General features: G+C 51.3%; 20 protein-coding genes. 5 read left to right on the forward strand and 15 right to left on the reverse strand.

Annotated features, from left to right (window positions below):
- On the reverse strand, positions 1-170 hold a 170-nt coding region (locus RDY34_RS04050), incomplete at its 3' end, for an ESPR domain-containing protein (protein WP_308184475.1).
- A gap of 374 nt (positions 171-544) precedes the next feature.
- Here RDY34_RS04050 and RDY34_RS04055 point away from each other — a divergent pair.
- A complete protein-coding gene (locus tag RDY34_RS04055) occupies positions 545-2,707 on the forward strand; it encodes a TonB-dependent siderophore receptor (RefSeq protein WP_308184469.1) in 2,163 nt (720 codons plus the stop codon).
- Between the two features lie 111 nt (positions 2,708-2,818).
- Here RDY34_RS04055 and mtrE read toward each other — a convergent pair whose 3' ends face one another.
- The 3 genes from mtrE to mtrC are packed head-to-tail and all read right to left on the reverse strand — an operon-like array spanning position 2,819 to position 8,728.
- Positions 2,819-4,222, reverse strand: coding sequence for a multidrug efflux transporter outer membrane subunit MtrE (gene mtrE, locus RDY34_RS04060; protein ID WP_308184470.1), 1,404 nt, complete (start codon positions 4,220-4,222; stop codon positions 2,819-2,821).
- A gap of 52 nt (positions 4,223-4,274) precedes the next feature.
- The gene (gene mtrD, locus RDY34_RS04065; RefSeq protein WP_308184471.1) at positions 4,275-7,478 is read right to left on the reverse strand and encodes a multidrug efflux RND transporter permease subunit MtrD; all 3,204 of its coding nucleotides are present in this window, start codon (positions 7,476-7,478) and stop codon (positions 4,275-4,277) included.
- An 11-nt stretch (positions 7,479-7,489) separates the two neighbouring features.
- The gene (mtrC, locus tag RDY34_RS04070; protein WP_308184472.1) at positions 7,490-8,728 is read right to left on the reverse strand and encodes a multidrug efflux RND transporter periplasmic adaptor subunit MtrC; all 1,239 of its coding nucleotides are present in this window, start codon (positions 8,726-8,728) and stop codon (positions 7,490-7,492) included.
- Between the two features lie 247 nt (positions 8,729-8,975).
- On the opposite strand from mtrC, the gene mtrR reads away from it, so the two are divergent.
- Entirely contained in the window at positions 8,976-9,608 is a 633-nt protein-coding gene (mtrR, locus tag RDY34_RS04075; RefSeq protein ID WP_308072995.1) for a multidrug efflux system transcriptional repressor MtrR, read from the forward strand.
- An 82-nt stretch (positions 9,609-9,690) separates the two neighbouring features.
- Here mtrR and recC read toward each other — a convergent pair whose 3' ends face one another.
- The 6 genes from recC to ccoN form a co-directional block, all read right to left on the reverse strand.
- Positions 9,691-12,900: an exodeoxyribonuclease V subunit gamma gene (gene recC / locus RDY34_RS04080; RefSeq protein ID WP_308074088.1), complete on the reverse strand. Its 3,210-nt coding sequence runs from the start codon at positions 12,898-12,900 to the stop codon at positions 9,691-9,693.
- 101 nt (positions 12,901-13,001) lie between these two features.
- Positions 13,002-14,411, reverse strand: a complete 1,410-nt coding sequence (locus RDY34_RS04085; protein ID WP_308074089.1) for a PepSY-associated TM helix domain-containing protein — start codon at positions 14,409-14,411, stop codon at positions 13,002-13,004.
- A gap of 265 nt (positions 14,412-14,676) precedes the next feature.
- Positions 14,677-16,008: a cytochrome-c oxidase, cbb3-type subunit III gene (gene ccoP / locus RDY34_RS04090; RefSeq protein ID WP_003752304.1), complete on the reverse strand. Its 1,332-nt coding sequence runs from the start codon at positions 16,006-16,008 to the stop codon at positions 14,677-14,679.
- Between the two features lie 23 nt (positions 16,009-16,031).
- The gene (locus RDY34_RS04095; protein ID WP_003752303.1) at positions 16,032-16,202 is read right to left on the reverse strand and encodes a CcoQ/FixQ family Cbb3-type cytochrome c oxidase assembly chaperone; all 171 of its coding nucleotides are present in this window, start codon (positions 16,200-16,202) and stop codon (positions 16,032-16,034) included.
- Between the two features lie 4 nt (positions 16,203-16,206).
- The gene (gene ccoO / locus RDY34_RS04100; protein WP_003752300.1) at positions 16,207-16,818 is read right to left on the reverse strand and encodes a cytochrome-c oxidase, cbb3-type subunit II; all 612 of its coding nucleotides are present in this window, start codon (positions 16,816-16,818) and stop codon (positions 16,207-16,209) included.
- Positions 16,819-16,844: 26 nt separating this feature from the next.
- Positions 16,845-18,278, reverse strand: coding sequence for a cytochrome-c oxidase, cbb3-type subunit I (gene ccoN, locus RDY34_RS04105; protein ID WP_025456791.1), 1,434 nt, complete (start codon positions 18,276-18,278; stop codon positions 16,845-16,847).
- Positions 18,279-18,604: 326 nt separating this feature from the next.
- Between ccoN and RDY34_RS04110 the strand changes: the two genes are divergently transcribed.
- A complete protein-coding gene (locus RDY34_RS04110) occupies positions 18,605-20,353 on the forward strand; it encodes a M61 family metallopeptidase (RefSeq protein WP_308072992.1) in 1,749 nt (582 codons plus the stop codon).
- 64 nt (positions 20,354-20,417) lie between these two features.
- On the forward strand, positions 20,418-20,852 hold the full coding sequence (locus tag RDY34_RS04115; RefSeq protein ID WP_308074139.1) for a TIGR01244 family sulfur transferase: 435 nt from the start codon (positions 20,418-20,420) through the stop codon (positions 20,850-20,852).
- A 64-nt stretch (positions 20,853-20,916) separates the two neighbouring features.
- Here RDY34_RS04115 and RDY34_RS04120 read toward each other — a convergent pair whose 3' ends face one another.
- The 4 genes from RDY34_RS04120 to RDY34_RS04135 form a co-directional block, all read right to left on the reverse strand.
- A complete protein-coding gene (locus RDY34_RS04120; RefSeq protein ID WP_003706998.1) occupies positions 20,917-21,351 on the reverse strand; it encodes an ExbD/TolR family protein in 435 nt (144 codons plus the stop codon).
- 4 nt (positions 21,352-21,355) lie between these two features.
- Positions 21,356-22,015, reverse strand: coding sequence for a MotA/TolQ/ExbB proton channel family protein (locus RDY34_RS04125; RefSeq protein ID WP_308074090.1), 660 nt, complete (start codon positions 22,013-22,015; stop codon positions 21,356-21,358).
- Positions 22,016-22,081: 66 nt separating this feature from the next.
- Positions 22,082-22,933 (reverse strand): energy transducer TonB, encoded by an 852-nt coding sequence (locus tag RDY34_RS04130; RefSeq protein ID WP_308074091.1) that lies wholly within the window; start codon positions 22,931-22,933, stop codon positions 22,082-22,084.
- Between the two features lie 157 nt (positions 22,934-23,090).
- A complete protein-coding gene (locus RDY34_RS04135) occupies positions 23,091-23,339 on the reverse strand; it encodes a hypothetical protein (protein ID WP_003680115.1) in 249 nt (82 codons plus the stop codon).
- Positions 23,340-23,547: 208 nt separating this feature from the next.
- On the opposite strand from RDY34_RS04135, the gene RDY34_RS04140 reads away from it, so the two are divergent.
- Entirely contained in the window at positions 23,548-24,186 is a 639-nt protein-coding gene (locus tag RDY34_RS04140; RefSeq protein WP_003752285.1) for a site-2 protease family protein, read from the forward strand.
- A 70-nt stretch (positions 24,187-24,256) separates the two neighbouring features.
- On the opposite strand, the gene RDY34_RS04145 is transcribed toward RDY34_RS04140, so the two are convergent.
- Entirely contained in the window at positions 24,257-24,898 is a 642-nt protein-coding gene (locus RDY34_RS04145; RefSeq protein WP_025456789.1) for a GrxB family glutaredoxin, read from the reverse strand.
- Positions 24,899-24,904 lie beyond the last annotated feature (6 nt).

Raw genomic sequence — 24,904 nt, forward strand, 5'->3', positions numbered from 1 at the left:
CCCCCCCCCGACGCAGTCTCACTCGCCTGAGCTGTTGCAGACAACAGCGTCGCTAATACAGCGATTGCCACGGTTGCAGAAGCACGTTTTTTGTGTGATTTAGTCAGTTCAGATACAGCTACCCATGCACCCAGCGCATGATTAAATACTACTTTATAAACTCGGTTCATAATTATCCTACTTAACTATAAATTTTGAATTTCGTAACTGTAACACATTAGTAAGAAACAAGAAATTATGTCCATTACATTAATTTAATTTACCTATCATACCATTTACCCAAGCCGTGAATAAAAGCCTTACAAAAAATGCCCTCTGAAACGGAGTCCGTTTCAGACGGCATTTTTTGCAAGGTGCGACAATCCGTCGTTCCGCTAGCATTTCCTTTTTCCCCTCATATCACGGTTTAATATAAATCTTTATAACTAGATAACTATATATATTTTAACAACAGTCAAACTAATCCTAAATAATATTTACACTAACTAGTATAATTACAACATTTTGCTAAAATCCCGCCGCTAAACCACTAAAAGGAAAAATCATGCGTACCCCACACCCTTCACGCACTGCGCTTGCCGTATCATCCGCACTCATGCTGTTATGCGCCACGCACGCCTCCGCCGCAGACCTTGCCTCCCTTCCGGAAATACACGTCAAAGAACTGGGCAAACAAACGGCTTCCAACTACACCATCCCCGCCTCATCTGCAGCCACAGGCATCAAGCTGACCCAGCGTGAAACACCGCAATCCCTGTCTGTCATAACGGCGAAACAAATCGAAGACCAAGGCTTGGACAGCCTGCAGGACGTATTGAAACAAACACCGGGCGTGTTCCACAGCAAAATGGGCAACAACGTCTCCGGCCACAGCCAATTTATTTCGCGCAGTCAGGCGATTGACAGCATTTCCGTGGACGGCGCGCCCAAATTCCTTTACGAGGGTAAAGCCATCCGCCGCAGTACCAACAATCTGGACAGCACGTTGTATGACCAAGTCGTCGTCGTGCGCGGCGCAAGCGGTTTGTCCAACGGCGGTATGGGCGAACCGGGCGGTACGGTTGCTTTGGAACGCAAAAAACCGACTGCCAAACCTGCCGTCAGCGTCGAAGCCGGTGTCGGTTCGTGGAAGCACTACCGCTTCGTCCTTGATGCCAATCAGCCTTTGAATGCAGACAATACCTTGCGCGGCCGCACTATTTTGGTCAGCGACCACGGCGGCGATTACCTGCCGAACACTTCGCGCCACAACCACACGTTCTACGGCATTCTCTCCTACGACATTGCCCCTCAGACTCAGTGGAATATCGGTACGGAAATACACCGTTTCCGCAATAAGGGCAGCTCGCCTTTCAGCTATCTGACCGTAGCAGGAGACCCCGACAACAATCAACCTTTCGAACCGTTTGCAGCCTCACCGCGCAGCAATGCCTCGGCAAAATGGGCTTACGGTAAAGAAAACAGTGCGGAAATCTTCACCTCTGTCAATCATGAGTTTGAAAACGGTTGGGCTCTGAACGGCAACTACAGCCATACTTATGGAAAAAGTGATGCAGTTTCCGGCATGGCTGGTCCTTTTACCATTTATCCGAACTATTCCGCTGTATTTGTTGCCGAACGCGACCAAGCCAAGTACACCGACCAAGATTTTTCTCTGAGTTTGGACGGCGATTACCCGCTTTTGGGACGCAAACATGAATTCAATGTCGGCATCAGCTATCAGTACAATAAGGAAACTCCTTCATATTACAAAGAAAATGAAGATGAGATTGTCCCTGATTTGCGCCTTTTTGACGGAAATTTCACAAAACCGGCCATACCCTACCTTCGCGACGGCTTTGCCCATATGAAAAACCTCTCTGTTTACGGTTCGACCCGTTTCAAACTGACCGACAGGCTGGCATTGATAGGCGGCGGACGGTTTGTCGATTGGCAATACCGCTACAGCTCCGATCGCAACAATTTTGCCGACAGCAGGCATAAAAACAAGGTGTTTATCCCCTATTTGGGCGCAAGTTATGATTTAAACGACAATCTGACAGCCTACACCTCCTATACCACTATATTCCGCCCGCAAGTGCGCTATTTGGATCGAAACGGCAAACCGCTCGAACCGCAACGCGGCAAAACATATGAACTCGGCTTAAAAGCCTCGTGGTTTGAAGGCCGTCTGAATGCTTCTGCGTCTGTGTTTATGAACAAACGCGACCATTTGGGCGTGGTTGCAGGCAAATTCGCGAATGGTAAGAAATACTACCGTGCAGCCGACAACACTACAACAAAAGGCGTGGAACTCTCCGTCGGCGGACGCTTGAGCGACAAATGGCTGCTCAATGCTTCTTATGCGTACTCCAAACTCAAAAACGATTCGGGCAATGTGGTCAACCCTTCTTATCCTACCCACCTTTTCAAACTCTTTACTGCGTATGACGTTACCGATCGCCTAAACTTGGGTGCAAACGTCAACTGGCAAAGCGGCACAAACGCCTATGATGAATATCAGCCCTTTACCGCTGCCGGTAAAGAAGCACTGACCCAACGCCCCTACGCCACGCTGGACTTGACTGCGCATTACAAAATCGGCAAATCCACCCGCATCGGTTTGGACTTTGAAAACGTGTTCAACAAACGCTACCGCCCCATGCCGGACATCCATGTTTACGGCACGCCGCGCAGCCTGACCGCAACCGTCAAACATACCTTCTAAACGGATACGGCCTGCCGTCTTGAAAGGCAGGCAGGTACCGGAAACCGTTTTAAAGAAAGAAATGCCGTCTGAAACCTTATCGTTTCAGACGGCATTTGATTGCCCTGCCGGTTATTTGTCGGTTTGGGTATCCCGTTTCAATCCGCCGCCGAGCGCCTTGTACAAATCGGCAAGGTTTTCAGCGCGGGTCAGTTGTGCCGACAAAGCCGCACCCTCCGCCGAATAGCTGCTGCGTTCCGCATCGAGCAAGTCGAGCGCGCCGGATACGCCGTGTTTGTAACGCAGGCCGACCAAGCGCAACGCTTCTTTAGAGGCACGGCTTTGTTTGCTTAAAGCGGCATAGGCTTTATCCAACTGCTCGCGCGCCGCCAATGCGTTTGCCACATCTTGAAATGCGGATTGGACGGCGGCTTCATAGGCAACGATTTGTGCCTGTTGGCGCAGCTTGGCTGCATCAAGGTTGGCTTTGTTCGTACCCCAGGTAAAAATCGGCAGGGCAATAGACGGCGCAAACGACCAAACGCCCGTGCCGCTTTTGAACAGCCCGCCCAATTCGGCAGAACCCGTACCGACGCTTCCGGTCAGGCGGATGGATGGGAAAAAGGCGGCGCGTGCCGCACCGATATTGGCGTTTGCCTGTTTGAGCGCGTGTTCGGCGGCACGGATGTCGGGACGGTCGAGCAATACTTCGGAACTCAAACCGGCCGGCAGTTTTTCAACAAGAAACTGCTTGTCCAGCGGCAAACCGGCGGGCAGGTCTTCGGGTATCGGTTGGTTAATCAGGGTTGCCAAGGCATTGCGCGCCTGTTCGCGGCTGCGCGCGGCATGGGCATAATCGGCTTTGGCGGATTCGATTAGGGCTTCCTGCTGACGTAGGGCGACGGCGGAAATCACACCTGCCTTGTAACGCAATTCGGACAGCTTGTAGGTTGCTTCACGCGTTTTCAAAACGCGCTGCGCCAAAGACATCGCTTCTTCGGCATAACGCTCGTTAAAATAGGCTTTGGCAACGGTGGCAATCAGGCTCAAATGTGCCGCATCGCGGTTGGCGACACTTGCAAAATAGCCTTGCAGTGCCGCCTCGCTGCTGCTGCGAACGCGTCCGAACAGGTCGAGTTCGTAAGATGCCGCACCCAGTCCGACATTGTAGCTGCTGCTGACATTGCCGCCGCTCAAGCTGCCTTGGCGCGAGCCGTTCGCATTGGCGGCAAGCGTGGGCAAAAGGTTGTTGCGTTCAATCATGTATTGTTTGCGGTAGATTTCGCTGTTCAATACGGCGGTACGCAGACTGGTATTGCGCTCGAGTGCGATGTCGATCAACTTTTGCAGGCGCGGGTCGGCAAAATAGTCGTGCCAACCCAAATCGACCGCACGGATGCCGCTGTCGGCGGTATCGTTTTTGAACGTTTCGGCAACTTCGACTTTGGGCTGCTCGTATTGGGGAATCATCGTGCAGGCAGACAATGCGAAGGCTGCCGCAACAGAAGTTAAGGTGGTTTTCAATGTAGTATCCATAAAAAAGTCCCGATGCCGTCTGAAGCCCCGGGGCGTTCAGACGGCATTTTGCTTAATATTGTTTATCGTCCGAACCGGTGATGCCCGCTTCAACGGCGTGTTTTACCGCCATTTCGTGTTCGTGTGCAGTTTCTTTGAAGAATTTGCGCACCACCACATAGAAAAGCGGAACAAGGAACACGGACAAGAGCGTGCCGATGAGCATCCCCCAGAATACGGTCGTACCGATGGCGCGCTGGCTGGCAGAACTCGCACCACCGGCAATATACAGGGGAACCACACCCAAAATAAAGGCGAACGAGGTCATGATAATCGGACGGAAACGCAGGCGGGCCGCTTCCAAAGCAGCTTCGACCGCGCTTTTCCCTTGCGCTTGAAGGTCTTTGGCAAATTCGATAATCAAAATCGCGTTTTTCGCACTCAACCCCATCACGGTAACGAAACCGACTTGGAAGTAGATGTCGTTGGCAAACGAGGGAACGCTGCCCAACAGTCCTTCAAACAAATTGCGCCCGGTTACGCCCGCAGCCGCACCGATCAAACCCAACGGAATCACAAGGATGACCGCCAGCGGAATCGACCAGCTTTCATAAAGCGCGGCAAGTACCAAAAATACGGCTGCAACCGCCAAACCGTACAAAATCAGGGTTTGCGAACCGCCTTTTGCCTCTTCGCGCGACTGTCCGCCCCACTCCAGGCTGTAACCGCCGCCCAATTCGTCAACCATTTTTTGAACCGCCGCCATGGCCTGACCGGTGGAAACGCCGGTTGCGGGCGAAGCGGACAGCTCCATCGAGGGATAACCGTTGAAACGGACGCTCTGTTCCGTACCGTTTTCCCAAGAAACAGTGGCAATGGTGGAAAGCGGCACAGACATACCGGATTTGTTCGGCACGGTCAGGTTCAAAATATCGGCAGGCTGCATACGGGCATCCCCGTCTGCCTGCACCATCACGCGCTGCAGACGGCCTTGGTTCGGGAAGTCGCTGACATAAGACGAACTCAGCGCGCTTGCCAATGCGGTGCGGATGTCGGCAAACGAAACGCCTTGCGCCGCCGCTGCGGCACGGTTGATGTCGATTTTCAACTGCGGCGCATCTTCCAAACCGCCGGCACGGACGGTGCTCGGGTTAAACAAACCGCTGGTACGCATTTTTTGAATCAGCTCGTTGCGTTTCGCCAGCAATGCGGTATGACCGGTATTGTTGCGGTCTTGCAGGTTGATGGTCAGACCCGAACCGTTGCCCAACTCCATAATCGGAGGCGGAACGATGGCGATGCCGAAACCGTCTTTAAGCGTCCCCATCATCATACCCGTCAGCTTGCCGGCAACCGCAACGGCATCGCTGCCGGGGGTTTTACGTTCGTCCCAATCCTTAAGCATCGCAAAACCCATCGCCATATTCTGGCCGCTGCCCGAAAAGCTGAAGCCGGAAACGGTAATGATGTTTTCAATTTCGGGAATGCTTTTTGCCAACTGTGTTACTTGCGCCAAAGTCGCATCGGTGCGCTCTTTGGTCGCACCCGCAGGCAGTTGCACGCTGACCATGACGAAGCCTTGGTCTTCGGTCGGCAAGAAAGAAGTCGGCAGGCGCGTAAACAGGAATACGCCGACAACCGCCAAACCAACGTAAACAACCATCATGCGCAAAGTCTTGCGCAATACTTTGGCAACCCAGCCTTCGTAGCCGTGTGTCCAGTTGTCGAATTTTTTGTTAAACCAACCGAAGAAACCTTTTTTCTCTTCGTGATGCCCTTTCGGGATGGTCTTCAACATCGTGGCACACAAAGCAGGTGTGAGTGTCAGCGCAAGGAAGGCGGAGAAGGCTATCGATGCCGCCATCGTCAGGGCGAACTGTTTATAAATATTGCCCGTCGCCCCGCTGAACATAGCCAGAGGAACGAATACAGACATCAAAACAGCAGTAATACCGATTACCGCACCGGAAATCTGACCCATTGCTTTTTTGGTTGCAGCCTTAGGCGGCAGGCCTTCACCCGCCATAATGCGCTCGACGTTTTCAACCACCACAATCGCATCATCGACCACGATGCCGATGACCAAAACCATCGCAAACATGGTCAGTACGTTAATCGACATCCCCATATAAGAGATGAAGGCGAAACCGCCCAACAGGGAAATCGGTACGACGATGGTCGGAATCAGCGTATAACGGATGTTTTGCAGGAAGAGGTACATTACGACAAACACCAGCACCATCGCTTCGATTAAAGTGTGAATCACTTTTTCAATCGAAATTTCGACGAATTTGGAAGTATCGTAAGGGGTTTTCCAGCTCATACCTTGAGGAAAGTATTTTTCCAACGTCGCCATGCGTTCTTTAACCGCCTTTGCCGTCGCCATCGCATTACCGCTGTTGGACAGCATCACCGCCATACCGGTGGTATTTACACCGTTCAGACGGGTTGAGGAAGAATAGTCTTCCATACCCAATCCGACTTTCGCCACATCCTTCAGGTAAACATTAGAACCATCAGTATTGGCGCGGAGGATGACGTTGCCGAATTCTTCGGCCGTACTCAACTGCCCTTGCGCCGTTACGGTAGCCGTAACCGTCTGTCCGCGAACGGCGGGAAGCGAACCGATGGAACCTGCGGAAATCTGGATATTCTGCGCCGACAGCGCGCTGCCGATATCGGCAAACGACAAATTGTAGTTCTGCAGTTTCTTAGGATCGACCCAAATCCGCATCGCGCGTTGCGCGCCGAACAGGCGTACCTGCCCCACGCCTTCGATACGTTGCAGTTCGGGAACGATATTACGCTGTGCGTAGTCGTTCATCTCCTCGGTTGACTGTACGTCTGACGACAGCATCACAATCATCAAGAAATTGGAACGCGCTTTGGATACGGTAACGCCGTACTGTTGAACGGTTGCTGGCAACATGCTCAATACTTCGGAAAGCTTGTTTTGCACCTCCACCTGAGCCAAATCTTCGTCGGTTTCAGGCGTAAAGGTCAGGCTCACGCTGCCGCTGCCGCTCGAATCGGCGGAAGTAGTCATATAGTCCAAACCTTCCACGCCGTTCATATTCCGCTCGATCACGGAAAGTACGCTGTCTTCCATCACTTGTGCGGACGCGCCCGGATAAGTGGCGCGCAAAGTAATGGTCGGTGCGGCAACAGACGGATATTGCGAAACAGGCAGGCTTTTAATGCCGAAAATACCCGCCGCAATAATGAAAATCGAAATAACCCACGCAAAAATGGGGCGATCGATAAAGAATTTAGCCATCGATGCCTTCCTTATTTCGCTTCAGAAGCAGGTTTGGCTTCAGATGCCGTCTGAACGCCGGCTTGAGGCGCGGCGGCTTGGTTTTCAGACGGCATCCATTCTTTGGGCGTTACTTTTTTTGCCCCCGTCATACCGGCGATACTGATGCCTTCCACAACCACCTTGTCCCCGTCCTTCAGACCCGACGTAACAATCCAATTCGTACCCTGCTGTTGCGCGACCGTTACCTCGCGGGGTTCCATACCGCCTTGGGCGTTCACAATCATCACGGTATCTTTCGCACCGCGCGTTACCGCCTGCTGCGGCACAACAAATGCGTTATCCGCCGCCACTTGATCCATCAGCACGCGCACATACAGGCCTGCCATCAGGATGTTCTGATCGTTCGGTACGGCGGCACGCAGGGTAATCTGACCGGTCGATTCGTTGACGGTCGGATCAGCAAACAGCAGGCGGCCTTTTTCAGGATAAACCGTGCCGTCGTCAAATTTGATGCCGACCGCAATCGCACCGTCTGCCGCCAGCAGCTTGCCTTCGGCTATCTGACGGCGCAGTTTCATCACTTCGGATGCAGACTGGGTAACGTTCACATACATTGGATTGGTTTGGCGGATGGTCGCCAGTACGGTCGTATCACCCGCATTCAACAGCGTACCTTCGGAAACTTTGGACTGGCCGATAAAGCCCGAAATCGGCGCGGTAATGCGCGAACGGTTCAGGCTGATGCCGGCGGATTTGATTGCCGCCTGCGCCGCTTTAACGCCTGCTTCAGCAGAACGTTTCGCCGTTACCGCCGCATCGTATTCCTGCCGGCTGACGGCTTCGGCGGCAACCAAAGGCTTGTATCGCGCCAAATCCGCATCCGCTTTGGCAAGCGTTGCCTGTGCCGTTGCCAGTTGCGCGCGCGCGCTTTCCAGACCTGCTTCATAAGTGGAACTGTCAATCTGATACAGCGGCTGTCCGGCACGGACATAGCTGCCTTCTTGGAACAGGCGTTTTTGGATGATGCCGCCGACTTGGGCGCGGACATCGGCGGTACGCAGCGATTCCAAACGCCCCGGCAACTCGACGGTCAATGCGACGGTTTGCGGATGGACGGTTACGACACCGACGACAGGGGCAGGGGCTTCCCGACCCGCAGGCTGCCCGCCCTGTGCCGCTTCATCTGCTTTGCCGCAAGATGACAGTGCCAACGCGACAGAGGCAGCCAACGCAGCCGCACGCATCGCCTTAGAAGCATAAAAAGCCATTATTTATCCTATCTGTATGATTTTATTAAAGGATTTTAGATTTAACAGAAATTCCCGTTTCAAAATACAAAACCGCCTGCTTCGGCATCCCTGTATTCAAACGGGTTGCAAAGCAGGTGGGTTCGGCACTTCGGCACTGGGAAACTGTCTCAATTTCAGGGGTGTTATTATACATACACGATTGCACGGATACAAAGTCTTTTTTATAATCCCAACCGTCAAACCGAGCCGGAACGAAACCGCCATTATGAGAAAAACCAAAACCGAAGCCTTAAAAACCAAAGAACACCTGATGCTTGCCGCCTTGGAAACCTTTTACCGCAAAGGGATTGCCCGCACCTCGCTCAACGAAATCGCCCAAGCCGCCGGCGTAACGCGCGGCGCGCTCTATTGGCATTTCAAAAATAAAGAAGACTTGTTCGACGCGCTGTTCCAACGTATCTGCGACGACATCGAAAACTGCATCGCGCAAGATGCCGCAAATGCCGAAGGAGAATCTTGGACGGTATTCCGCCACACGCTGCTGCACTTTTTCGAGCGGCTGCAAAGCAACGACATCCACTACAAATTCCACAACATCCTGTTTTTAAAATGCGAACACACGGAGCAAAACGCCGCCGTTATCGCCATTGCCCGCAAGCATCAGGCAATCTGGCGCGAAAAAATTACCGCCGTTTTGACCGAAGCGGTGGAAAATCAGGATTTGACAGACGATTTGGACAAAGAAACGGCGGTCATCTTCATCAAGTCGACCTTGGACGGGCTGATTTGGCGTTGGTTCTCTTCCGGTGAAAATTTCGATTTGGGCAAAACCGCCCCACGCATCATCGGGATAATGATGGACAACTTGGAAAACCATCCCTGCCTGCGCCGGAAATAATCAAGCCTTGGTAAAAATGCCGTCTGAAAACCTTTTTGCTGTTTTCAGACGGCATTTGTCTTTCTATCCTGTTATGCTTTTTCTATGCTGCTCCGGCCTCTTCCTTTTTTTCCGCTGCGGCAAGCGTGTCGGCAAGCAGGCGGACGAGGTTTTCAAACAGGGGCTGTTCGAGCGGGTTTTGGCTTGCGTTGCCGAACACGAGGGCGACTTCGGTATAGTCTTTCTGCCCTTTGCTGACTTTGCTACCGTAATAGGCGGTTTGGGCTTTTTTCAGGGCAGCTTCCCAATCTTGTTTTTGGGTAAACGCTTCGGCGGCGGCAAGCGAGGTTTTGGCAAAAAACGGCAGCGGGCGGTTTTGCCCGATATTGAAAAATGCCATCCATTCCGACAACAGCCGCAATGCCCTGTCTTGCGCGATTTCCGCCAATACTTCGGTTTCTCCGGATCTGACGATAAAGGTTTGCCGCGTTTCGGCTTCAGACGGCATAACGGCGCAAAATATCAGGTGTTCCAACAAAAAAGCCACACGTTGCGGCGCGTTGGGTTTGCCGTAGGCGTAAAACACTTGTCCGCATTGGTATAAATTGCTCAAACTGCCTTTCAGGATTTGCCCGTCCGACGGTACGGCGTATGAAAGCGGTGGCAGTTTGGGGCTGTTTAAAACCGCCGTGTCGATTTGTTTGGCAGCGGTTTGGAAGTCCTGCTGCCAAAGTCTGCCCAACTCTCCCGACGGCAGCAGGCTTTCTGCCCCGATACGGGCGGCGGTTTGGGCAAAATCCCGTCCTTCGCGTCGTGCTTCGATGTAGGTTTCGGCGATTTGCTCCGCGTGTTGCGGCTCGAAGGGTTCGGCAGGCTCCCAGGCTTCGCCGATATGGGGTTCGCTCCACGCAAGCTGCTGCTGAAGCCATACTTTGACGGGGTTGCGCCAGAAGCGGATAAATTCGTCCTGTCCGATTTCGGCAACAGGTTCGGCGTTTTCTACGGATTGGTCGAAAAAGGGTTGTGGCGGTTCGGGCGTTTGTCCGAGCGCGGCGGCGTAGTCGGTACGCGTGCCGAATATGCCGTCTGAACGGGAACCGGTCTGGAAATAGCGATGTGAGAAGGGTTGCAACGGATGCTGTTCTATCCAGTTTTCTGCAAGTTGCCGGCTGCCGATTCCGGTCATGGCGGCAACGGTATCGATGAGTTCGCCCAACAGGGAAGACGGAGCCAGTTCTTCGTCTTTGCGGATGTCGCGCCCGATGTAAGACAGGTACAGGATTTCACGCGCGCTGATGAGGGCTTCGAGGAACAGGTAGCGGTCGTCATCGCGTCGGGCGCGGTCGCCTTTGGCGGGATGTTTGGCAATCAGATCGAATACGGCGGCTTTGGTATTACGGGGAAAATCTCCGTCGTTCAAACCCAACAGACAGATGACTTTAAAGGGCAGGCTGCGCATCGGCACCATACTGCAAAAAGTGATGCCGCTGCGTAAAAAGCCCGCCTCGCTTTCACTGTCAAGGAAACGGCGGATATGGCGGATGACGGTTTGTTGTGGCAACTGTCCGACGAACCCAGCCAAAGTGCTCTCTTCCTGCCATTTGACCCATTCGTTTTCGAGATTTTGGACTGCCTTTTGGTCATCGGCTTCGGCTTGGAACAATGTTTTAAGCAAACCTCGGCAACGTCCCACCCATTCATCAACCGTCGCAGCTTGCCGCCATATCCGTACAATATCCGACAGGGACTCGATAAAGGCGGCAAAACGTCCGAACATGGCGGTTTGATTCACGTCGGCATACCACGCGCTGACATCCTGCCACATCGGATTGCCGCCTTCGGGCAGCATCCAGCCCAATATCATGCGTTCTACCGCCTGCTTCCAGGTGAACAGCTGATCCGTGCCGCCACGCATTTCTCCGTCCAAACCCCAGCGGACGTTCAAATCGGCAACCATGTCGTGCAAAAGCGGCAAATCGTCCTCAGTCAGTCCGAAACGGCGCAACACGGGCGCGGTTTCTAAAAGCACAAGCACTTTATCGACTTCAAATCGGCTTTCCAACAAGTCGAACAGGCATGACAAAGCATGAAACAGCGGTTGTCGGCGGCTGATTTTCACATCCGAAACGGAATACGGCAATGCCTGCGCACCGGGCTGCGCCTGTCCGAACACGGCTTCGATAAAAGGCGTATAGGATTCGATATTCGGGGTTAATACGACTATATCATGCGGCTGCCAATCGGGATGTTCATGCAGAATTTTCAACAGTTTGTCTTTGAGTATCTGCAATTCGCGCAAAGGGCTGTGCGCGGAGACGATGCGTATCGATCCGTCGTCCGTATTAATATTTCCCGCTTTTTCAGACGGCATATCCAAGTTTTGGATATCGGTTTGCAGGGCGTGCAAAAGCGTATCGCGGCTGCCTTCTTCGAACACCGGCGTTTCTTCTTCTATTTCCATTTCGTTCAAAAAGTCGAAAAAGTCCCGCCCCTGCTTGCCCAATGAGGCGAGCAGCGGATGCCCTGCCTGAGTTAAATCGGGATCGCCGCCGCCTTTGAGGATTTGCACCGCTTCAATGACATTGCCCCAATGCATCCCGCTCGGATTGAGTGCGAACACGAACACATCACAATGTTCGGACAGCTTGTGCAAAAGCTGCAGATACATCGGCGCCATAGTAGAAATGCCGAACACGAAATAACGCTCGGGCAGCTTATCACTGCTCAAAGATTCCAACAGCTTTTCCCACAAAGCAACACGGTGCGGCGCGCTTTGCCTGCCGTCGTCGAGGTAACGCCACAGTTTGGACTGCCAGATTTCATCGTCGCCCAAACTGAGCAGCCTGCCCTGCTGCCAAGCGTCTATCCACTGGGGACGATATACGAGGTATTGGTCGAATATGTCTGCAAGCTGGCCAGCAAGCTGATAATCTGCCGATTCGCCGCTGCCCAGATAGTCTTGCAGCACATTCCTCACATCTTCAAATTCTGCCGTATTCCGGAATGCTTCACTGCGGAACAAATCCAGCAGCCGCCAGCGCATGACTTCGGGGGCAAACGGGCTGAGTTCCGGAATACCGGGAATCAGTTTTTTCATCAACTTCCACGTCAGGCCGGCGGGCAGGCTGAACGCCAAATTCGCCGCCACGCCCAAATCGCGGGCGAGGCAGGTATTGAGGTAGCGGCGCATCCCCTGACTCTGCACAATAATCTGTTCGGGCTGTAAAGCCGATTTCAGCGGTTTGAATTTTTGAATGTGGGCAAACAGTGCCGCCAGCGTTTCAAGACGATTGGATTGATACAAATAAAACATGATTTCAAACAGAAGCTGTGGTCAAGTATTCGGGATTATATAGCCTTTCCCCCGTCCGCCTTCAAACAAAATGCCGTCTGAACCTTTCAGACGGCATTTTGTCATTTAAACCATTTCCTCAAAACAGGAATCCGCGACAGAAGCAACGTATCCAACAGCCAAATAACGGCAATGGCAACCAGTGCGGTCGGGAAGAGCAATGCGATTGCCAATAGCGGCAATGCCATCATCCACCAAACCGGCAGCTTGACTTTCTGTGCCGGCGGAACCATACCCACCGCTCCGGTCGGACGGCGTTTCCACCACATCACGCAGCCGCTGATACTGATAAAAATGACGGCAAGGCAAAACAAGACGTTTGCCAATACGCTCCACCAGCCCAGCGTACCCATATGCAGCGCAATGCTTGCCGCCATGAATTTACCGAACGGGTTGTAATCGGCAAAACGGATATCGGCAAGAATCTTGCCGCTGTATTGGTCGATATGTACCGTACGGTCGGCAAACGGACTAATCATATCGTAACTCATGGAATCCTGAGACAAAGTCCATACTCCCTCCTCGCCTTTGGGCAAATTCAGCTGATAACGCCCTTTGAAACCGATTTCCCGCGCAAAACGGTCGACGGTTTCCAATGTCATCGGCTCGCTGGGGTTAATGCCGTTTTCACCCACAGTCGTCCCTGAGACAGGCATAGGCGTAAGCTCCAAAATCCACGGTACTTCTTTAACCTTGCCGTCATTCAATACCTCACCGTGGGTCGGTACAACTGAAACAGGATTCGGTTCGACTCCCCATTTGCCAGCCGGGAACTGACTCCAAGCCTGTACGAACTTGCCGCCCCAAATACCCGACCACGCAATTCCGGACAGGCAGAACAACAGCAAAATCAACGACACCCAAGTTCCAAACGCGCCGTGCAGATTCCGCCACCAAGAACGCGCCCTGCCTTTTGGCGGCAGCAGCATCGCTTTAATGCCGCGCTGTTTCGCCCACCAAAGGTACAAGCCGCTGACAACCATAATAATAGTCAGTGAAGCCGCCGTTTCCAAAAGATAATCGCCTGCCGCACCGAGCATCATATCGCCGTGGATTTCATCCATAGTGTGATACCAACCCTGATTGCGCGGCATGGTGTTGACCACTTTTGCCGTATAAGGATCGACCGCAACCATGGTTGCCTTACCTTCATTGTTGACACGGAACACAGCAACCATATCATCAGCACGCGGTGCAATATATTGGACGACGGACGAAGTCTCCGGATTAACGGCACTGCGTGCCGCTTCCGCCTGAACAGACAGAGGTTGTACCGTTGCCTGCGACACAACATGAATCCGCTCACCCTCCTTGCCGGTAATATTGGCAAACAACAGCATACCCAAACCCGTAACGGCAAGCAGGGTAAGAAAGGGCATAACCAGCAAACCGGCATAAAAATGCCACCTCCAAACGGTCAGATAACGCCGGTTATTCTGCTGACCGGCTTCAGTTTTGATTTGTGTATCCATTAATCGTCCTTTTGAAATTAGGGCTATCGTGATGATGCGCGATTATAAACAATAAAGACTAATTCTTTATGACTAAAATCAATATTTTTTGCAACATATGAAAAAAGATTCAATTTTGAAGAAACAAATCCATATACCGTCTGAAAGCATCAAAATCCCCACTTTCAGACGGCATAAATCAAAAACAGGATTTCCATTCAAAATAAAAAATCCGGATTCGATATGAATCCGGATTTCTAGATCTGACAAAGTCGGGAAACAGAGATTAGAACTTACCGCCAGACTGGTTGACCATATAGTCAACCGCAGCTTTGACCTCATCATCGCTCAAATCGCCGCGACCGCCTTTTGCGGGCATCGTATTGAAACCTTCGATCGCGTGTTTGTGCAATGTGTCTTTACCTTTTTTGATGCGGTCGGCCCAATCGGCTTTCGTGCCGACGTGGGGAATCCCCGGAATCGCATTGCCATGGCAGGCGGCACAAACGGTTTCATAAACCTGTTTGCCGTCCACTTTGGCAGCAGGTGCGGCTTTTTCCTCGGCTTTAGGTTCTGCTGCGGCAGGTTTGGCTTCAGAAGCGGCTTGTACTGCTTCTGCAGGAGCAGATGCTGCGGGTTCTGCCGCCGGTGCAGGAGTCGGTGCAGGCTCGGCTTTTTTCACCGGAGCTTTACCGTCTTTATTGGAAAGACCCCATACATAAGCAGTCATGATATGCAGTTTGTCTTTATCCAAGAAATGTCCCCACGCAGGCATTTGGCTGCTGCGGCCGTTGGTAATGGTTTCAATAATGGATTTTTGCGTACCGCCCCACAACCACACGTCATCAGTCAGGTTCGGACCCAAACCTTGGATACCTTGTCCCTTATCGCCGTGGCAAGTGAAACAGTTGGCAGGCGGACCGCTGAACAAGGCTTGTCCGCGTGCGGCACGTTCCTCATCATACTGGCCTTTGGGTTTTGAAAGAGACATCACATAATGCGCAACGTCTTTTACGCCTTCCTCACCCAAAGCAGGACCCCATGCAGGCATGGTAGCAACACGGCCTTTTTCAATGGTCTCGTGGATTTTATCGGGATCGCCGCCCCACAACCAATCGCTGTCGGTCAGATTCGGAAAACCTTTAGAACCTTTGGCATCAGAGCCGTGACACTGGATACAGTAGGTATTGAACAGGTTTTGGGCGATTTGCTTGGCCTGTGGATCTTTTGCCACTTTTTCAATCGGCATATCCGCAAACTTGGCATACAGTTTACCGTATTGCTCATCGGCTTTTTTGACCTCTTTTTCATATTGGTTGTGGCTAGTCCATTTCAGCAGGCCTTTGTAGTCGCCGACACCCGGATACATAACCAGATAACCGATACCAAACAGCCATGTCAAAACATACAGCCAAAACCACCAGCGCGGCAGCGGGTTGTCGTATTCGGCAATGCCGTCCCACTCGTGACCCGTAGTTTGTACTTCTTCGCCCTTCTTCGGACGTTTGACAACATTTTGAGACAGCAGCAGCCAAGCCAAAGCGATAAAGCTCAGTAAGACAATAACTGCAATATATATATTCCAGAAGTTACTGGTAAATTGGGATGTTGTGTTCATTGTTTTGCTCCGTTATCACAATATTAACGGTTTTCGCTTTTCTTATCTTGCGCATCTTGGTTTTCATCAAAAATGCTGTTTGCGGCATCATCGTAATTTTTCTTATTCCGCCTGTTGAAGACGATATAGAGTACCAACAGGAAACAGATAAAGATCCATACCGTGAAAAGAGCGCGAATACCGTTAATATCCATGATGTTACCTTACGTTTTTCAAAGCCAGACCCAATCCTTGCAGATAGGCGACTACAGCATCCAGCTCGGATTTGTTTGCCAAAGCCTCAGGTGCTTTCGCAATTTCCTCATCACTGTAAGGAGTACCTACTTTACGCAAAGCCTTCATGTTGGCAACGGTTGCATCGACATCGACTTTATTGCGTGCAAGCCATGGGAATGCCGGCATATTGGACTCAGGCACGACATCACGGGGATTCAGCAGGTGGATACGGTGCCATTCGTCGGAATAGCGACCACCCACACGTGCCAAATCAGGACCGGTACGTTTGGAACCCCATTGGAAAGGATGGTCGTAAACCGACTCTCCGGCAACAGAGTAATGACCGTAACGCTCGGTTTCCGCACGGAACGGACGAATCATTTGCGAGTGGCAGTTGTAACAGCCCTCACGGATGTAAATATCGCGTCCGGCAACCTGCAAGGCATTGTAAGGCTTCACGCCCGGCGCCGGCTGTGTTGCCACCTTAGTAAAGGCTAAGGGCACAACTTCAATCAACAGACCGACACTGACTACAAGCAGGATAAACACAATCAGGATGCCGATTTTTTCTTCGGCCAATTGTTGTAATTTCATTTTGGTAGCCTATCTTCCTTAGTATTTTAGTGGTGCTGTGTTTGGGGAACCGCAGGGATTTCAGCATCGACTGCTTTACCACCGATGGCTGTGCGGTACACGTTGTACGCCATAATGCACATACCACTCAGATACAATAAACCACCTGCAAAACGGATCATATAGTAAGGCATAGTGCGTTTTACGGATTCGACAAACGAGTAGGTCAGCGTACCGTCATCGTTCAAAGAACCCCACATCAAACCCTGCATCACACCGGCAATCCACATCGCGGCGATATACAGTACCACGCCGATGGTCGCAATCCAAAAATGCGCTTCTACCAGCTTGGTGCTGTGCATCTGTTCTTTGCCGAAGAGGCGGGGAATCATGTAATAGACAGAACCGATGGTTACGAAGCCTACCCAGCCCAACGCACCCGCATGAACGTGCGCAACGGTCCAGTCTGTATAGTGGCTCAATGCGTTGACCGTTTTAATTGACATCATCGGACCTTCAAAGGTAGACATACCGTAGAAGGACAGGGAAACAATCAGGAATTTCAGAATCGGGTCAGTACGCAGTTTGTCCCACGCGCCGGACAAGGTCATAATGCCGTTAATCATACCGCCCCAAGAGGGTGCGAACAGAATCAAGGACAGAACCATACCCAAAGATTGCGTCCAGTCAGGCAGCGCAGTGTAGTGAAGATGGTGAGGACCCGCCCACATATAGGTGAAAATCAACGCCCAGAAGTGAACGACAGACAAGCGGTAGGAATAAACAGGGCGGCCTGCTTGTTTGGGTACGAAATAGTACATCATACCCAAGAAGCCGGCAGTCAGGAAGAAGCCCACGGCGTTATGCCCGTACCACCATTGAACCATAGCATCAATCGCACCGGAATAGACGGGATACGACTTCATCAAACCTGCCGGGATGCTGATGTTATTGACGATATGCAAAAGTGCGACCGCCAAAATAAAGCCGCCATAGAACCAGTTGGCAACATAGATATGTTTGATTTTACGTTTGGCAATCGTACCGAAGAATACGATGGCGTATGCCACCCAAACCAAAGTAATCAGGATATCGATCGGCCATTCGAGCTCGGCATATTCTTTACCTTGAGTCCAACCCATAGGGAAGCTGACAGCGGCGGCAACGATTACCGCCTGCCAGCCCCAAAAGGTAAATGCAGGCAGCCAGCCGCCAAACAGGCGGGTATTACAAGTACGTTGGACAACGTAGTATGATGTGCCGATCAGGCCGCAGCCTCCGAATGCGAAAATAACCGCATTGGTGTGCAGCGGACGCAGACGACCGAAGTGAAACCAAGGACCGATGTCCGATAAATCAAGGGCGGGAGCAAACAGTTGGGCAGCTACGATAACGCCGACCAACATACCCACGATACCCCAAACTACAGTCATGATGGCGAACTGGCGCACCACTTTGTAGTTGTAAGTTTGTGTGTCCATGAGAGTCTCCATGAATTATGGGAATAAAAATTTTTTATCCTACCCACCTTTGCGACCTCTTAAGGTACAACTTGGGCAAGCGTAATTTTTTCTAAATTTAACATATCTGCCTTATTACGCCAAGCGGAATTACATTCCCACCGCCGGAGTGCCTATTTCTTAATTTGTTTTTTATTATATATAAATCATATTGTTATAATAAATTGCAACCAGTTTGACATTGCTTTGTTTTTCAAGCCTCCTTTTTTGTAACACTTTATTGATGTAGATTAAGCTGCATTTTAAAGACATTTTATCAATAATATTTAACGATATATTTAATAGACATGATTAATTATGAAATTGCCCCCTCCCCTCTAGACCATGAGTGGCACATCCTGCTGACATTCACACAAGATAATGATTTTCCTATAGAAATAAGCCTGCCAAACTGGGTTCCGGGCAGCTATCTGATTCGGGATTTTTCCCGCCACATTACATCTATCGATGCATCCTGCAACGGTATACCCGTCCGACTCGACCAAATTGCAAAAAACTGTTGGCGTGCCGCCTCCATACGCGGCGAGTGGCAAATCTGCTACACCGTATATGCATTCGATTTGTCGGTTCGAGGTTCTTTCCTGACGACAGAACGCGGTTTTTTTGACGGATCGTGCCTGTTTTTGAAAGTCGAAGGAACGGAAACGCTGCCGCACCGCTTGGAATTGACAGGCATTCCACCCGAATGGCGTATTGCCACAACGCTGCCGGAAACAGGAAGGTTTGTCTTTCAGACGGCATCTTATGCCGAATTGATTGACCGACCTGTGGAGATGGGCTTGATTGAATTTTTAGATTTTGAGGCGGCAGGCATTCCGCACACGATTGCCTTAAGCGGCATATATCCCGATTTCGACCGCAACAAGCTGGTTTCGGACATCAAAGAAATCTGCGAAACAGAACTGGCGATGTTTTCCTCCCCTGCCCCATTTGAGAAATATTTGTTCCTGCTCCACGTCGGCGACCATATTTACGGCGGTTTGGAACACGCCGACAGCACCGCCCTGCTCGCCGACCGCCACAGCCTTCCGCCGTACAGGATGACCGATGCCGACGATGCCTACACCACATTGCTCGGACTTTTCTCCCACGAATATTTTCACGCGTGGAACGTCAAATCCATCAAACCTGCCGCGTTCGCCCCTTATGACCTCGACAAAGAAAACTATACCGAACAACTATGGGCATTCGAAGGCATTACATCCTATTACGACGATTTGTTTTTGGCACGCAGCCACACTATCTCGCCCGAATCTTATTTAAACCTGCTGGCACAAGGTATTACGCGCGTACAACAAACCCGCGGCCGTTTGAGGCAGACCTTGGCGGAATCGAGTTTTACCGCGTGGAACAAATTTTACAAACCGGATGAAAACAGCCCCAACGCCATCGTCAGCTACTACCAAAAAGGCGCGCTTGCCGCATTGTGCCTTGACCTGATAATACGGAACCGGAGCAACGGCAGTCATTCTCTCGATACGGTAATGGACAAACTTTATCGGGAGTGGGCGGATACGCGCGCGGGCATTCCGGAAAAACACTGGCAAATCCGCTGTCAGGAAATAACCGGCTTGGATTTAGAAGATTTTTTCCAAAAAGCGTTATACAGCACCGAAGATTTGCCGCTTGCCGAATGCCTGGCAACCGCAGGCGTGGGACTGACCTTCCTACCACTTCCCCGACAACACGGCGGCGGATACGCGGAACACATCTGCCCCGTCCCGCCGACAGGCGATTTCGGCGCACGTTTCAAACAAAACGCCGACCACATCGTCCTGACCCATGTCTTCAACGGCGGCAGCGCGGAATCTGCGGCACTGTGCCCGCAAGACAAAATCATTGCTTTAGACGGTTATGCCTGCACCGACTTTGCCGCACAATGGGCCCGATACCACGTCAATGCAAGAATCAATATCCACTTCTTCCGTGCCGGCATATTGCGTCAAACCGTCTTGACGGTTCAGGCAGCGGCGGCGGATACTGCCATCCTACATATCACAGACCGGAATCTGTTGGAAAACTGGTTGTTCGGTTAAACTTTCAGACGGCATTGCACACAAAATGCCGTCTGAAAACCAACCGCAAAGCAAAGGAAATAAAATGGCGATTCTAAAACTTGACGAACATCTCTACATCTCCCCACAACTGACGAAAGCCGATGCGGAACAAATCTCGCTACTGGGTATCAAAACCGTCATCTGCAACCGCCCCGACTGCGAAGAAGAATCGCAGCCCGACTTCGCCCAAATCAAACAGTGGCTGGAACAAGCAGGCGTTACCGGATTCCATCACCAACCCGTTATCGCCCGCGACATCCAAAACCATGATGTCGAAGCCTTCCGACAACTCATCGGACAAGCCGAATATCCCGTCCTTGCCTATTGCCGAACCGGTACGCGCTGCTCCCTCCTGTGGGGCCTCCGCAGAGCGGCAGAAGGTATGCCGGTTGACGAAATCATCCGCCGCGCAGAAGCGGCAGGTGTGAATCTGGAAAACTTCAGAACCCGTTTGGAAGATGCAGCAGTCAAACCATAAAACCGACCGATACAAAAATGCCGTCTGAACAGATTTCAGACGGCATTCGTTCAAACGTCAAACTTTATTGGGCCTTAGTTTCCGTTACAAAACCGATTTTGGTAATCCCTGCCTGACGGGCGGCCTCCAACGCTTTGTTTACATAATCGTATTCCACCGCCTTGTCTGCCGCAATTGCCACAATCACGTTTTCATTCTGCTCCTTGGCGGCTTTCAGACGGCTTTCCACTTCCCCGATTTCCACTTTGCTTGCAGAATCTCCGCCGACATAATAACCACCGTTTGCATCAATCGTCAGGCGCAAGGGATCTTTAGGCTGTTTATCCTGCTTGTTTGCCTGCTCGGACGCGGTCGGCAATTCCAAAGGAATGGAATGCGTCAGCACCGGCATGGTAATCATAAATACAATCAGCAAAACCAGCATCACGTCCACCAACGGCGTAACGTTGATGTCGGACATCGGCGAGTCATCGCCGGAATTCATCGAACCGAATGCCATTTCATTAATCCTTTTGGTTCAACAGGCGGACATGCAAATCATGCGCCATCGCATCCAAATCCTGAGTCAGCGTCTTCGCACCGCGGTTGAGGAAGTTGTACGCCAACACAGCAGGAATCGCCACAAACAGACCCGCCGCAGTAGAAACCAATGCCTCGCCGATCGGGCCGGCAACCGCCGCAATACTCATCTGTCCGCTTTGTCCAATATTGATCAGAGCATGGTAAATCCCCCAGACCGTACCAAACAGACCGATAAACGGTGCGGTTGCACCGATGGAGGCAAGCGCGGTCATACCGTAATCAAAGCGACGCATAATCTGTGCCATACTGTTGCGGATTTGAATGACCAAATACTCGTTCAACGGCAGCACCTGAGCCAATTTGGAAGCTTCACTTTGGCGGTAGTTGCGGTACGACTGCAATGCCTCTTGCACCAGTTTGGACAGGGGAGCGTCAACGGCACGCACTTTTTCAAGCGCATCGTTCAAAGACAAAGTATTGCTCATATGCTGCTTAACAACCATATTGCCTTTGCGAGCCTGATACAGCTTAATGCTGCGTAAAACAATCAGACACCATGTTACGATACTCATCAGCAACATCAACACAAACACACCGATCAGGACGACATCGCCTGATTCAAACACTAATTTCAAATCCATAATGATTCCAAAACTGATAAAAACAAATCAAAAATCCAAGCTGCCGCAAACTACCTCGGCAACGGCCTAATTCAATTCAAATTTAACGGGGACTTTAAACTCCGTCCAGGCATCCGCATGAAAATACCCGTTTTGCGCCGCCTTGCGTGCCGCATTGTCCAAACGGGAAAAACCGCTGCTTTTCACCACTTTGACGGACTCGACATGACCGCCCGGAGACACCATCACACTCAGGACAACCGTACCCTGTTCATCGTTTTCCATAGAAAGCGTAGGATAAGGCGGTCGCGGAATACTGCCGTTGGCACGCAGGGGATTGCCTTTGCTGCTGCCGGCACCTGTTCCACCGCCGCTGCCGCCGGTTCCTTCCCCATGCTCGCCTTTGGCTCCGCCGCTGCCTTTACCGCTGCCTTCTCCGCGCCCCGTTCCGTCACCTTTGGTACCGGTTCCCTTACCTTCTCCCCCGCCGTGCTCGCTGCCGGCTTTGGCGGAAGTATTGCCGGGATGTTCAGCAGGTTTTTCAGACGGCTTCTCTACCGTTTTCTCAACCGGTTTGGGAGTCGGCTTCACTTCCGGCTTAGGCTCTGGTTTCGGTTTTTCTTCGGGTTTCGGCTTTTCCTTGGGCTGCTGAATATCTGCATCCGCCTTTTTTGTAACCACCGGCTTCAAAACCGGTTTGGGCGGCTCGACAGGTTTGGGCTGCTCAGGCTCGGGTTGCGGTTCGGGCGCGGCAGGCGCACCTGCGCCTTCGGGTGCGCCGTCCCCTCCGCCAAAGTCGCCCAAATCGACAAATTCAATGACATTTCCTGACTCTATCACGGGCAGCTTGTGCGCCTGCCAGAGCGATGCCACCATTGCCAAATGCAGCAGTGCGACGGAAAACACGACTGCGGGGGTTAAAATTCGTTCTTTATCCATAATTCGGGCATAATAATAGCAACAATTCCTATTTGCAACCTATTTTTATCATTCGCCTTTATATGAATACTGTAGTTTTGGTTTTGCTCTTTGCCGGCGGATTTAAAGCCGAAACCGGCTTCGACGGGCAGCAGGGTGGCGCCAAAAATTATCTGCGTTAAAGTTCATTTTCATAGTAAGGTGTTAAAAAAATATTCTCCTCTTCCCAAGGAGAAGATACGCCATTTTGATTCATAAATATTTCATAATTATAAAAATCTTTATCATAATCTCCATATGTAATTTTCATTCCTTTTAACCACATGGCATCACATTCGTCACATAGAATAATTTCTTTCAAAATGTATTTTGATTTAAAAATATACAATATTCCTTGGTTGCAGCGCGGACATATTTTTGGATTCATAATGTATCTCTAATCTATTTTATTACAGGTTTTATATTCACAAAATCCATATTGAAACAATATATTATGATAAATTCTCAGATGCCTGCGGACAAATGGAGCGGCTCTGCCTGTTTTCCCGTTCCAACAAAATCGGGTTAAATGATATATTGCCGCCTTTATCCGGCAGCCGGTTGCGGCTGTGTATCAACCTTTATAAAGGAAAATTATGTTTCGGAACTTTGACTTGGGCGTGTTCCTGCTTGCCGTCCTGCCCGTACTGCTTGCCATTACTGTCAGGGAGGTGGTACGCGGCTATACGGCGCGCTACTGGGGAGACAACACTGCCGAACAATACGGCAGGCTGACACTGAACCCCCTGCCCCATATCGATCCGGTCGGCACAATCATCGTGCCGCTGCTTACTTTGATGTTCACACCGTTTCTATTTGGTTGGGCGCGTCCGATTCCCATCGATTCGCGCAACTTCCGCAATCCGCGCCTTGCCTGGCGTTGCGTTGCCGCGTCCGGCCTGCTGTCGAATCTGGCGATGGCGGTTCTGTGGGGCGTGGTTTTGGTGCTGACTCCGTATGTCGGCGGGGCGTATCAGATGCCGCTGGCTCAAATGGCAAACTACGGTATTCTGATCAATGCGATTCTGTTCGCGCTCAATATCATCCCCATCCTGCCTTCGGACGGCGGCATTTTTATCGATACCTTCCTGCCGGCGAAATATTCGCAAGCGTTCCGCAAAATCGAACCCTATGGGACGTGGATTATCCTGCTGCTGATGCTGACGGGCGTATTGGGTGCGTTTATTGCACAGATTGTGCGGCTGGTGATTGCGTTTGTGCAGATGTTCGTCTGACTGGTTTTCAGACGGCATAAACGTTCCAAAAAACGCGGCAGGACATATTGCCCTGCCGCGTTTTCCTGTTTTACAACGCCCTGTCAAAATAAAGCGGCACGCCTGATTTTTCACTCATCGTCATCAAATAACCCATCACCTTTTGGGGCCATTCGATGCCGCGCACCACGGTCAGATTCCTCAAAACGGGGAAAACCAAAATATCCTCCATGCCGATTCCGCCGTTGATGCCGTCTGAAGTACCGTCCATCAAATTCTCCAACTCTTGCAAATCTGCGTTTATCCGTTCGAGGTATTGGGCGGTTTTATTCAAATTGGCGGAAAAGCTGCCGATGCTTTTCTCTTTTTTGTCTGTAAAATATTTAACCGCTTCGGCAGTAGCGAACTCGGGCAGACCGATTTTAACAGTACGCGGCTGAACCAGTTTATTGTTGTAACTGCCGACTTTGTCCAGCCATGCCTGTATCTCGGGGCGGACTTCGTCTTTCAGACGGCCTTCGCGGTCGAAATGCCGCACAATGTCCAAACTCTCGCCCATAAACGAACCGTCCTCTTTTTGCAGGATGGGCACTTGTTTCGCGCCAATCATACCGATCGGCGTTGCCTCGTCGTCGTTTGCCAGCACGGCTTCTTCAACGTCCGCGCCAAACAGCCCGGCAGCCATCCGCGCACGCACGCAAAACGGGCAATGGTCGTAAATATACAGTTTCATCAAAAT

This window comes from Neisseria polysaccharea (genome assembly GCF_963392925.1).
GTDB classification, from domain to species: domain Bacteria; phylum Pseudomonadota; class Gammaproteobacteria; order Burkholderiales; family Neisseriaceae; genus Neisseria; species Neisseria polysaccharea.